Source organism: Megamonas sp., from assembly GCF_986095205.1.
The window spans coordinates 24,122-37,423 of sequence record NZ_CFQVBI010000081.1; the positions used below are offsets into that span (position 1 = coordinate 24,122).

Annotated in this window: 10 protein-coding genes; 8 read left to right on the forward strand and 2 right to left on the reverse strand. The window is 30.3% G+C overall.

Annotated elements, in window-relative coordinates:
* The first annotated feature begins 236 nt into the window (after window positions 1-236).
* Genes dnaN through AC5LAX_RS12285 form a run of 3 tightly spaced genes read left to right on the forward strand, consistent with a single transcriptional unit; the run spans window position 237 to window position 3,413 of the window.
* Window positions 237-1,355: a DNA polymerase III subunit beta gene (gene dnaN, locus AC5LAX_RS12275; protein WP_288909098.1), complete on the forward strand. Its 1,119-nt coding sequence runs from the start codon at window positions 237-239 to the stop codon at window positions 1,353-1,355.
* 5 nt (window positions 1,356-1,360) lie between these two features.
* Window positions 1,361-2,470 (forward strand): DNA replication/repair protein RecF, encoded by a 1,110-nt coding sequence (recF, locus tag AC5LAX_RS12280; protein ID WP_288909100.1) that lies wholly within the window; start codon window positions 1,361-1,363, stop codon window positions 2,468-2,470.
* 43 nt (window positions 2,471-2,513) lie between these two features.
* Window positions 2,514-3,413: a DciA family protein gene (locus AC5LAX_RS12285; protein ID WP_288909102.1), complete on the forward strand. Its 900-nt coding sequence runs from the start codon at window positions 2,514-2,516 to the stop codon at window positions 3,411-3,413.
* 115 nt (window positions 3,414-3,528) lie between these two features.
* Here AC5LAX_RS12285 and AC5LAX_RS12290 read toward each other — a convergent pair whose 3' ends face one another.
* Window positions 3,529-4,236 (reverse strand): phosphatase, encoded by a 708-nt coding sequence (locus AC5LAX_RS12290; protein WP_288909103.1) that lies wholly within the window; start codon window positions 4,234-4,236, stop codon window positions 3,529-3,531.
* Between the two features lie 320 nt (window positions 4,237-4,556).
* Between AC5LAX_RS12290 and AC5LAX_RS12295 the strand changes: the two genes are divergently transcribed.
* From AC5LAX_RS12295 to AC5LAX_RS12310, 4 genes are all read left to right on the forward strand, one after another.
* Window positions 4,557-5,981, forward strand: coding sequence for an acetyl-CoA carboxylase biotin carboxylase subunit (locus AC5LAX_RS12295; RefSeq protein ID WP_008539219.1), 1,425 nt, complete (start codon window positions 4,557-4,559; stop codon window positions 5,979-5,981).
* Window positions 5,982-6,122: 141 nt separating this feature from the next.
* Window positions 6,123-6,755, forward strand: a complete 633-nt coding sequence (locus AC5LAX_RS12300; RefSeq protein ID WP_288909104.1) for a TetR/AcrR family transcriptional regulator — start codon at window positions 6,123-6,125, stop codon at window positions 6,753-6,755.
* A 203-nt stretch (window positions 6,756-6,958) separates the two neighbouring features.
* A complete protein-coding gene (locus AC5LAX_RS12305) occupies window positions 6,959-8,041 on the forward strand; it encodes an efflux RND transporter periplasmic adaptor subunit (RefSeq protein ID WP_493263863.1) in 1,083 nt (360 codons plus the stop codon).
* Entirely contained in the window at window positions 8,038-11,106 is a 3,069-nt protein-coding gene (locus AC5LAX_RS12310; protein WP_288909107.1) for an efflux RND transporter permease subunit, read from the forward strand. The genes AC5LAX_RS12305 and AC5LAX_RS12310 overlap by 4 nt, the downstream gene beginning before the upstream one ends.
* 64 nt (window positions 11,107-11,170) lie before the next feature.
* On the opposite strand, the gene AC5LAX_RS12315 is transcribed toward AC5LAX_RS12310, so the two are convergent.
* Entirely contained in the window at window positions 11,171-12,382 is a 1,212-nt protein-coding gene (locus AC5LAX_RS12315; protein ID WP_008539215.1) for an MFS transporter, read from the reverse strand.
* 173 nt (window positions 12,383-12,555) lie between these two features.
* Here AC5LAX_RS12315 and rpe point away from each other — a divergent pair, with 173 nt between their 5' ends.
* Complete coding sequence (gene rpe / locus AC5LAX_RS12320) at window positions 12,556-13,221, forward strand: ribulose-phosphate 3-epimerase (protein ID WP_288909108.1); 666 nt, start codon at window positions 12,556-12,558, stop codon at window positions 13,219-13,221.
* Window positions 13,222-13,302: the final 81 nt, after the last annotated feature.

The following is a 13,302-nucleotide window of genomic DNA, read 5'->3' on the forward strand; positions in this document are numbered from 1 at the left end:
GATAAGCTTGTTGATAAGCTGTGCATAACTTGTGTATAACTTAATAATATACACAATGATGTGGATATGTGGATAATTAGTCACAAAATATCCACAAGATATCAACAGGCATAAAGCCATATATCGTAAGGTTTTACGCCACTTATCAACATATCCACAGATACCTACTACTAATACTACTAAAATATAATATATATATAATAATAATAGAATAATAACATAGGAGTGGATAACTCATGAAAATCACCTGTGAAAAGAAAGAACTTGTACAAGCAATACAAACAGTTTTAAAAGCTGTACCAAGTAGACCACAAATGCCTATATTATCTGGCATATATATCAAAGCACATCAAAATTATATAGAATTACAAGGAACAGATTATGAAATCAGCATTATTTGTAAAATAAAAGCAATAATTGAAACAAAAGGTACTATCGTATTACCAGGAAAATATTTATACGAAGTTGTTCGTACTTTACCTGGTGAATATGTAGAAATAAAAAATAATGACAGTGATAACTCTGTAAACATTCGCTCTAATTCTGCACAATTTAATTTATTAAATATGCAAGAAAATGAATTCCCTATTATTGAACCATTAAAAGGTCAAATTAATTTTAATTTAAAAAATGATATATTCTTAAATTTTATCAAAAAAACATCTTTTGCTTGTGCAACAGATGAATCAAGACCAGTATTTACAGGCTGTTTAATGGATATTACTGATGAAAATATCGTAATGGCTGCAACAAATATGCACAGATTAGCATTAATAAAAGAAAATATAAATTATATATCAGATAATAATATTAAAATAATTATTCCTGCAAAAATATTAAATGAATTTACACATATATTTAATTCTGAAATACCAACAGATATTCAAATTTCCTGTACACATAATAAAATAAGTTTTTCTTATGAAAATATATATGTAATTTCACGTCTAATTGAAGGTCAATTCCCAGATTATAACCGCGTTATTCCTAAAGAATTTAAAACACATGTAAATATTAATAAAAATGAATTCCAATCTGCATTAGACCGTGTATCTTTAATATCTCGTTCTGGTGATTATAATATTATTCATTTTGAATTTGTGGATAACATTGTAAGAATTTCCTCAGATAATCCAAATATTGGTAAAGCAGAAGAAACAATAAATGTAGATATCGAAGGCCCTGGAATAAATATTTCTTTTAATGCTAAATATATTATAGATGTATTAAAAGCTATTGATGCTGAAAACTTTATTTTTTCCTTTAATCAACCATTAACAACAGCTTCTATTACGCAAAGAGATAATAAAAACTTTGTTTATGTTGTTACTCCTGTACGCACAAAGACTATGTAATAATTATGAAAATAGATTTATTAACATTATATAATTATCGTAATTATAATAATTTAAATTTAAAATTATCTTCAAATATAAATATTTTTACTGGTTTTAATGCACAGGGAAAAACAAATATAATTGAAGCTATATATTTTTCTTCTTTAGGTATATCTCATCGAACTCGCACTGAGGGGGATTTAATACTATGGGGAAAAGATGAAGCTAGTATAAATGTTAAATTTTCAAAAAGAGATATTAATTCTATATTAAAAATAATTTTAAAAAAGAATAAGCGAAAAGAATTAAATTTTAATGGAGAAATTATTAAACAGAAAGATTTACCAGGATTATTAACAATGATATTATTTTCTCCAGAAGATTTAATGCTTATTAAGGGTTCACCCCTATTAAGAAGAAGATTTATTGATATAGAATTATCTCAAATTAGTAGAATTTATTATAATGAATTAGTGCAATATAATAGATTATTATTGCAACGCAATAATTTATTAAAAAAAATCCGTGAAAATAAAAAGCTTATACCTATGCTAGACACTTGGGATGAACAAATTGCAAAGACAGCAGTATTTATTGTGGAAAAAAGATTAAGGGGTATAGAAAAATTATCAAAATTAGCTCAAAAATTACATTATGAAATATCTCAAAAAATGGAGATACTTAATATAAGATATAATATCCATAATTATAAAAATGAGACTTTAAATAGTTTCGACGATTTATTTAATTTTTATATAAAGGCATTAAATAAATATAGAGATAATGATATTTATAGGGGGTCTACAAGTATTGGACCACATAGAGATGATATTGATTTTTTTATCAATGATATTTCATTAAAATCTTTTGGCTCTCAAGGACAACAGCGTAGTTCTGTTTTATCTTTAAAATTAGCAGAATTAGAATTTTTAAAGCTTGAAACAGGAGAATATCCTATATTATTATTAGATGATGTGATGAGCGAATTAGATACGCGTAGAAGATATAATTTATTATCTTTATTGCAAGATAATAATGTACAAACATTAATTACAGCAACAGATATAAATTTATTTAATTCCCACCCTAAAAATAAATTTTTCAAAGTAGAAAAAGGAATTGTCAGTGAATAAATGAGAAAGGCATATAATATTATTTATTATATGAATTAATAATATGAAAAGAGCATATTCAAATAATTTATTTGAGACTGGAAATACAATAATTCCTAAAACAATGAAAAATCTAGGTCTTTTAAAAGAGTATAAGAAAAACCAAATTTTTTATAAATGGGGGGATATAGTAGGCAAGGAAATAGAAAAACATATATCCCCTCAAGAAATAAATTTTGGTGTATTATATGTATATGCAAATTCGTCTGTATGGGCAAATAATTTTCAATATTTAAAGATAGAAATCATTGAAAAAATAAATGATTTTTTAGGGTATAAATTTGTTAAAGATATACAATTTACTAGATTAAGAAAGAAAAAAATAGATAATTATTCATCTGTTTTAGAAAGAAAAATTGATTTAGGAAAGTATGTACGAAGAGTCCCAATAACAGATGAGGATTTAATATTAGCAGATACTAAAGTTCAACAAATAGAAGATGAAAAATTAAGGCAAAAATTAAAAACGATTTATTTAAAAAGTATACAATTAACAAGATTAAAAAAAGATTACGGGTGGATAGCCTGTGAGCGATGTGGCAGATTAACGCCAAAAGAAAAACCTATTTGTTTTAATTGTCTGCGAGAAATAAAAGAAGAAAAAGAAGCTACTATAATTGAAATATTTGAAGAAATGCCATGGGCTAATTATCAAGATATATCACAATATGTAGATTGTAATATGGATATGGTAAAAAAAATGCGTGATAAATTAATTCAAATGATAGCAAGTAAATTATCCCCCGATGATTATACTAGTGTGGAAGCTATAAAATTAGTTATGCTATATAAAGCTATTTCTCCAGAAAAATTAAATGAATATATAATAAAAGATACATTAAATAAATTACGTTTTGATATGGCTTTTTGGGATAATAATAAAATAAAAGCGAAGAAAAAATAAAAAAGATGTGTATATCTCTATAAAGATATACACATCTTTTTCTATTTATCCACTTATCCACAAGATGATATATATTTTTGTGGATAAACAGATGTTTTTTATCTATTTTTTGTGATTAATCAATAAATTTTTTAAATTTATCCACAGATGTATTCACAATTAATGTGGATGGAAAATTCATTTCAGTTAAAATTTGATGTACATATTTATGATTTCCGACATCATTTGCGATATGAGCATCACTGTTGATAATTAAATTAGTTTGATGTTGTGCACAATATTTTAGTAAGATTTTCATATTTTCACGAGAATTTAATCGTTCACCATCAGGTCGTACAGAGCTATTGTTGAGTTCTAAAAGAACATTATATTCTTTAGCAGCAAGAGCGAGTTTTTCATAATCAACAGGATAATAGCCATTATCAGGATGACCTATAATTTTTATTTTATCATGTTTCATAGCATTGATTATGGCAGATGTATTTTCTTCTTGGCTACCAGGTTTTATACATATATCATGAAGACTAGCAATACCGTAGTCTATTTTACTGAATGCTTTTGTGGATAAATCCATAGTTCCATCATAATCTATAATATTGATTTCAGCACCCATGCGAATTAGTAGGTCATCTTGTTTTCTAGGGATAACTTTAAAATTGTAAAAATATATTTCAGAACAAGTTCCAGGCATTTTATTTGTATGTTCTGTAATTCCCAATAATTTTAGACCTTTAGTTTTTGCACTATCAATCATTTCTTGAAGTGTGCTATAAGCATGACCACTAGCGATTGTGTGGTTGTGGACATCTAAGATATCAATCATTTGTAAGTCCTTCTTTCCTTATAATATAGTTTTATTTTGAAATATCTTTATAAGCCTGTCAATAAGTACTTTTGACTAAAAATATTGTATACATATATACATATATTTTTTCATTGATATTTTGTTTTATTATGATATAATAATTTTAGTTATGTAATATATGTATAAAATCTATAACAAAAAGTTATAGATTTTATTAAAGATGAGCCGATTGCCATAACATTTATATTTAAATTTACTAAGAAGGCTCTTTTATAATAGTATTTAGTATAAAGAGAACCAATGAAATGATAAGATTGGCTTATAGGAGGTCATAATAAATGTTTAAAAGAGTCTTAATTGCTAATCGTGGTGAAATAGCAGTACGTATCATACGTGCTTGTCAAGAAATGGGTATAGAAACTGTAGCTGTTTATTCTGATGAAGATGCAGATGCAATGCATGTAAGATTAGCAGATTATAGTTATAATATTGGTCCAGCTGATGCTAGTGAAAGTTATTTAAATATTGATGCTTTAATGGAAGCTGCTGAAAGAACAGAAGCAGATGCTGTTCATCCAGGATATGGATTTTTATCCGAAGATGCTGATTTTGCAGAAATGGTAACTAAAGCTGGAATGACATGGATTGGTCCATGGGCAGATACTATCCGTAAAGTTGGCGATAAAGATGAAGCTAGAGCTGCAATGATACCATCAGGTATTCCAATGTCAAAAGGTAGTACTCCATTGACTAGCGTAGAAGATGCTGTTGAACAAGCAAAAGATGTAGGCTATCCTATTATTTTAAAACCAGTAGCTGGTGGTGGTGGTAAGGGTATGCTTATCGCTAACAGCGAAGATGATTTAAGAAATATCTTAACTATCATTGATATAAATAAAGTAAAATATTATTTTGAACATTATATTGAACATTCTCGTCATATTGAAGTACAGATTGTAGCTGATAATTATGGTCATGTTATTCACTTAGGTGAACGTGAATGCTCTTTACAACGTCGTAATCAGAAATTATTAGAAGAATCTCCTTCTATTGCTTTAACTCCAGACCGTCGTGCCGAAGTTGGTGCTTTAGCTATTAAAGCAGCAAAAAGTGTTCACTACAATAATATTGGTACTGTAGAATTTTTACTTGATTTGAAAACAAATCAGTTTAATTTCATGGAAATCAATCCACGTATTCAAGTAGAACATGGTGTAACAGAAGCTGTTACAGGTATTGACCTTGTGCGTACACAAATTCGCATAGCAGCTGGTGAATCTTTAGACTTACAACAAGAAGATGTAAAATTCACAGGTCATGCTATTGAATGTCGTATCAATGCTGAAGACCCAGATAATAACTTCATGCCATCTCCAGGAAAAATTGATTTCTTCTTAGAACCTGGTGGACCTCGTGTTCGTGTAGATAGTGGTGTTTGTGCAGGCCTTTCCATATCTCCATATTATGATTCTTTAATTGCAAAAATCGTAGTACGCGGACGTACTCGCGGTGATGCTATTAAAATTATGCGTCGTGCTTTAAATGAATTTAAAGTTGGTGGCATCAAAACAACAATACCACTTCATCAACGTATTTTGAAAAATGAATATTTCTGCACAGGTGATATTGATACAAGATTTATTAGAAATCATTTCTCTAAATATGTACAACCAATGACACCTGCACAGTTGAAAGCTTCTAAGACAGCTAAAACTGAAAAAGAAATTATTAATGCTATAAATGCAAGTATGTATTATGCTTAATTTATAAAAATATATAGTAATATACCTAGCCCTGATAACAGAGATAAATTGTTATCAGGGTTTTTTTATTGACAAAATAAATAAAAATGATAAATAATGAATTAATTCAATTTATATTTAGGAAAGGTAAAGGTGGAGATAATGAGTAATTCTCGTGTAAGAATTATTAAAGACCCAGAAGAGAGAAAACAAGAAATCATAGAAGCAGCCTTACATTTATTTTCCCAAAAGGGATATGAGCATACAACTATACAAGATATTGCTAAATATTTAAATATATCTCAAGGATTATGTTATCGTTATTTTAAATCTAAAGCGGAGATATTCACAGCAACTGCTGAATTTTATGCACAGCAGATTTTAATTCAAATAAGACAACCTTTTCCTGAAAATATGAAAGCAATTGATAAATTTAATATTACGATAAAAAGACTTTTTCAATATATTATCAAACATGGTGAGTTTGAAGCTAATAGTGAAGTAAGTGCCTTACGTGCGGATAGATTAGATAGTATTTCCAGACAGATTATAGAAGTGATTATACCGATAATTAAGCAAGGTAATGAAGAAAAGATATTTAATTGTCATGATATAGAAAGAACGACTAAGATTTTTATTTTTGGTTTGGTACATACTTTTCATGAAGAAATGCCTAAGCAAGATATAAAGAATTATATTAAGTCTTTTTTAAAGTATTTAAAGATAAATTTAGTATTGATTTTAAATATAAAAGAGCCTGAATTACTAGGTGAAGGTTGGGAAAACATTTTATAGATATAGATGTAAAAAAACTAGGTGTTATATTATATCAACACTTAGTTTTTTTATTTGACGGCATAGTTTATTTGTAGTAATATTTAAATGAATGAATTTATTCATTCTTGAGGTGATATGATAAAATTTGTTATTATATTAGGATTTTTCTGATATTATATAAGTGATGAATAAAATAGAAATGAATATAGAAGGAGGGATTTATGATGAAGAAAATATTTTTTGTGCTATGTTTGTTATTATCTTTATATTTATGCACAGGTTGTGGAAAAAATGAACAAGTTGTGGATAACACTGTTTATGTAAAAACACAGACAATTGATTATGGTGCAAGTAGTAATGAAGATAATTATGCAGGTGTAGTTAAAGGTCGTTATGAAACTAATTTAGCTTTTCAAGTTAGTGGAAAAATATTATCTAGAAATATAAATTTAGGAGATAGAGTATCAGCAGGAGATATCTTGATGGTCATTGATGACAAAGATATTAGACAGAGTGTAAATGCCTATGATGCTCAAGTAGAGGCTGCTAAATCGCAATTGAATTTAGCACAATCTAATCTTGCTAGATATGAACAGTTATATGCAGCTAATGCAGTTAGTGCTCAATCTTTAGACCAATATCAAAATGCTTATGATAGTGCTTTATCAGCATATAATCAAGCTGTAGCTCAAGCGACACAAGGATATAATTCTTTGGGTTATACACAATTAGTCGCAAATGCAAATGGTGTTATTTCTAGTGTAAGTGGTGAAACTGGTCAAGTCGTAAGTGCAGGTCAGACCGTAGCTGTGCTTATTCAAGATGGAGAAAGAGAGATTGAAATATCCATTCCTGAAAATAAAATTCAAGATATAAGCATAGGTCAAAATGCGACAGTTGATTTTTGGGCTTTAAAAGGCACTACTGTTCAAGGTGTAGTCAGAGAAATATCACCGATAGCTGATGCCGTAGCAAAGACTTATAAAGTTAGAATTAGCCTTGTAAATCCTCCATCTGATATTCAATTAGGTATGACTGCAAATGTTATATTTGCAGGAGCAAATAATGGTGATACAAATATTAGTTTGCCATTGAGTGCATTGTATCAAGTGGAAAATAAAACTCAAGTTTGGATCGTCAATGATGCTTCTTGTGTGGAATTAAAAGATATAAATGTAATATCTTTGGGAAAAAATGATGTGATTGTCAGTGGATTAAATAAAGGTGATGTAGTAGTAACAGCAGGTGTGCATAAACTTTATGAAGGGCAATCAGTAAAATTAGCGGATGGTGATACTTTATGAGAAATTTAACAGAAGTATCATTAAAAAATAAAAATCTAGTCTGGTACTTTATCGTTGTGATTTTTTTTGCAGGAATTTTTTCCTATACGAAATTGGGACGAATGGAAGACCCTTCATTTACGATTAGACAAATGGTAGTATCTGTAGCTTGGCCAGGAGCGACAGCTTCACAGATGGAAGAACAAGTTACAGATAAGATTGAGAAAAAATTGCAAGATACACCAGGTCTTGATTATGTAAAAAGTTTTTCGCGTTCAGGCGAAGCTGTTATCTATGTTAATTTACGTGATGATATAGATAATGATAAGATACGACCTACATGGCTTGAAGTTCGCAATATGGTTGATGATATAAAAAAGGATTTACCAGAAGGTGTTTATGGGCCATATTATAATGACCGATTTGATGATGTATATGGTTCTATATATGCTATTACAGGTGATGGTTATTCTTATGAAGAAATGCGTGAAAAGGCAGAAAAAATAAGACGTATCTTATTGACTGTGGATAATGTCAGCAAAGTAGAACTTGTAGGTGAACAGCCTGAAAAAATATATATAGAAGCTTCATTAGATAAGCTTTCTGAATTGGGTATTAGTCCTCAAGATATCATGCAAGCAGTGCAGACTCAACAACAAATGACACCTGCGGGCATGATTGAAACTCAAACAGATAATGTATATTTACGTTTAAGTGGTCAATTCGCTGATGTGGATATGCTCAAAGAAATGCCTATCAATGCTGGGGGCAAAATTTTGCGTTTGGCAGATATAGCCAAAGTAGAACGTAGATATGTAGAGCCAGCAGAACCAAAGATGTTTTATAATGGAAAACCAGCTATAGGTCTTGCTGTTTCTATGGAAGCTGGAGGTAATATTTTAACTCTAGGTGATAATCTACAAAATACTATTGAAGAAGTGCAAAAATATATACCTACAGGTTTAGAGATAAATCAAGTATCTAATCAGCCACAAGTGGTAAAAGACTCAATAGATGAATTCGTAGGTTCCCTGCGAGAAGCAATTATCATCGTATTGGCAGTCAGTTTTTTGAGTTTAGGACTCAGAACAGGTATGGTAGTTGCAGGTTGTATACCTCTTGTTATTTTAGGCGTATTTGTTGCTATGGAAGCTTTGGGTATAGATTTGCATAAGGTTTCTTTAGGAGCGTTGATTATTTCTTTAGGCTTATTAGTTGATGATGCTATTATTGCTGTAGAAATGATGAGTGTAAAACTTGAAGAAGGTTTAGATAGATTTAGTGCTGCTTGTTATGCGTATAAAGCGACAGCTATGCCAATGCTTAGCGGTACATTAATCACTTGTGCAGGTTTTATACCTGTAGCTTTTGCCGATGGATTAGCATCTGAATTTTGTAGTGCGTTATTTCCTGTAATTGCCATAGCTTTGATTTTATCTTGGATTGTATCTGTAATGGTAGCTCCATTATATGGTTATAAAATAATTAAAGTTAAAGTAAAAAAAGATGAAAAGGGAAATATAGACCCATATCAAAGTAAATTTTATACATTTTTTAGAAAGATATTATGTTATTGTTTAACACATAAAAAAATAATATTGTCTAGCACAGTGGTTATATTTGCTATTTCTATTTATTGTATGAAATTTATAAGTCAGGAATTTTTCCCACCATCTCAAAGACCAGAGCTTGTAGTAGAACTTACTTTGCCAGAAGGTTCATCTATAAAGGCTACAGAAGAACAAGCTGAAAAATTGGCAGCTGTTTTAAGTGAAGAACAAGATAAAATAGATAATTTTGCTTATTATACAGGTCAAGGATCTCCGCGTTTTGTATTGACTTTTGACCCTGTATTACCAAAAGATAATTATGCTCAATTTGTAATTACAGCAAAAGATGTAGAAGCTAGAGAATATTTAAATCAAAAATTATTTAAAATCTTAAATGAAGATTTTCCAGCAGTACAATCAAATATTAAATTTTTACAAATGGGGCCACCTGCTGATTATCCTGTAATGATTAGAGTTTCAGGATATGATGTGGATAAGGTAAAAAATATAGCTGATGAAGTGGCTATGAAGATGCGCCAAGATAGTAATATTTACAATGTAAATTTTGACTGGCAAGAAAAAGCAAAAACAATTCATTTAGAATTAGACCAAGATAAATTGAGAGCAATGGGTATATCTAGTCAAATGGTTGCTCAGACTTTATATACAGAACTTACAGGAGCAACAGCTGCTCAATTTTATCAAGGTGATAGAACCATTGATATAGTGATGAGATTATCTGATGACGATAGAGATAATCTGGAAAAAGTGCGTAATTTACCAATTTATTTAGGGCAATATGGATATGTACCACTTGAACAGATTGCTAAAATTAGTTATCGTGCAGAAGATGGTGTTATTTGGCGTCGTGATTTAAAACCTACAATCACTGTTCGTGGTAGTATTTATCAAGGAACAGCCAATGATGCAACTGAAAAAATATATAATCAATTAGCTGATTTACAAAAAGATTTACCATTTGGTTATAGCATTGAACCAGATGGAGCTATGTCAGATAGTCAAACAGCCATGGAACATTTGTTAAAACCTATACCTGTTATGGTCATAGCTGTTATTACTATATTGATGTTCCAGTTGAGAAGTGTACAGTTAATGATAATGACTGTACTTACAGCTCCACTTGGCTTAATTGGTGTTAGCTTTGGTATGTTATTGTTTGATAAACCAATTGGGTTTGTGGCAGTATTAGGTATCTTGGCTTTATTTGGTATGATTATTCGTAATTCAATTATCTTGATTGACCAGATAAAGAAACATATGCTTGATGGTGAAAAACCATGGAATGCTATTATTGATTCTGCTGTATTACGCTTCCGTCCAATAATGCTTACAGCAGCAGCGGCGATACTTGGAATGATGCCACTTGTACCAAGTACACTTTGGGGCTCTATGGCAATTGCTATTTCTTGTGGTTTAGTAGTCGCTACGATTTTAACTTTGCTCATTTTGCCAACAATGTATGCAGCATGGTTTAAAATCACACCAGATAGTGAAAATAAGTTGAAACAGAAATAAAATGTTTCACGTGAAACAAAAAAAGTGCAAGTAGGAAATTTCTTACTTGCACTTTTTCATTTATTTAATTAGCAAATCTTTTACGAGGTTTTCTACTAATTGGTGGTTTGAGATACATTAGGGCACTTGTTATGAACATCAAAATTCCAGCGAAAATAAAGACAAATTTTAAACCAAAGAAAGTGCCGATAAAGCCACCAACTAATGGGCCAATAGTTGAACCAATTTGTTGGGCTGCAAACATCAAACCAAAAATACGACCACGTTGTTCGGCTGGACTTTTTTTAACTAAAATAGAATTAATTGATGGGTATACACCAGCATAGAATAGACCACAAACAAACTGCAAAATAGCAAATGGAGTAAGCGTGCTAGGTATGGATTGAATGATTAAAATAAAACCTGTACCAGCAAGGGTTATACACATAGTACGGAAAAATCCATGTGATTGACCATATCTACCCCAAAGCGGTGCAGAAATAGCTCCAGCAAAACCACCTAAAGAAAAGACCATACCAGATAACATGATAACATTATCCATGCTATGATGTAGTTCAGCTACATATAACGTTAATATAGGCTGAAGAATTAAAATTGCCATTTGGATAACAACAGCACATTCAAGCATACGTCTAATCATAGGCACTTTTAATAAATTTACTTTTTCTGCTTCTTTAGCTAATGCTAATTGTTCAGGTGTTTTAGCTTCACGAGGTGGTTCTTTAATGAAAATTAAGGTGATTAAAGTAATCAAAGCGAGAGCACCTGCGGAGATAAAGAAGGAAACTCGCATACCAAATACGCTAGCTAATACGCCACCTAGTAATGGGCCAATAACTCCGCCAGCAGTTAAAGCACCTTGCATTACGCCCATACAAAAACCGAGCTTTTCTTTGGGAGCATAAGAGGACATAATAGCAAGTTCAGCAGGCCAAAGTCCAGCGGCAAAACCTTGGAGAATACGAGCAAACATTAATTGAATAGGAGAGCTAACGATACCACAGATGAAATAAGTAATAGCAAGACCTACTCCAGCACGTACTGCCATAGGTTTTCGCCCTTTTTTGTCAGATAATTTGCCCCAGATAGGAGCCATAACAGCACTAACGATGAATGTTACGGAAAATATAATGCCTGACCACATGTTTACATTGTCAGATGTTACACCTAATTCATTAATTAAATACATAGGTAAAAATGGAATGAGCATAGTATAACTAGCTGACATCAGTACAACATTGCAAGTCAAAATGGCTAAAACAGCTTTCCAATTCAATTAAATCAATCCTTTCGTAATAATTTCATAGTTTATTAATTATTTTTATAAAAAAATAATTAAATATCTAAGATGATTATACATCAAAAGGTATAAATTAAAAAGCTACTATAGACGAAAAATATTCTTTGGGCTACAATTAATTATAGATTAATAAATAAGGACGTGATATTGTGTATAAATTAGCACCATCATTATTAGCAGCTGACTTTGGTATTATAAAAGAACAATTAGCCAAATTAGATGAAGCAAAAGTCCCTTATCTTCACTTAGATATTATGGATGGGGTTTTTGTACCTAATTTATCTTTTGGTCTTGCTGTTGTTGAGTCTATTCGCAAATATACAAAAATGGTTTTTGATGTGCATTTGATGATTATAGAACCAGAACGTTATGTAGAACAGTTCGCTAAAGCTGGTACAGATATTTTCTGTTTCCATATTGAAGCAACTAAAGATGCAAAAGCTACAGTAGATAAAATAAAAAAATGTGGTATGAAAGCAGCTATCGCTGTAAAACCAGCAACACCAATAAGTGAAATAAAAGATTTATTAGGTGAATTAGATATGGTCTTAGTAATGACTGTAGAACCAGGTTTTGGTGGTCAAAAATTCATGGAAGACCAGATGGAAAAAGTAAAAGAATTAGTAAAATTTCGTGAAGAAAATAATTATAAATATGATATTGAAGTTGATGGTGGTGTAAATCCTGAAACAATAAAAACATGTTTTGCTTCTGGTGCAAATGTAATTGTAGCAGGTTCTGCCGTTTTAGGAGCAAAGGATATTTCTGCAAGAGTAGAAGAATTTGCTCAAATTGCCAAAGAATATAATATTTAATTTTTATCATAAAAAAACGTATTATCCATAAAAGATAATACGTTTTTTATTTGAATTATTTAATTTGCAACAGTATCTGTA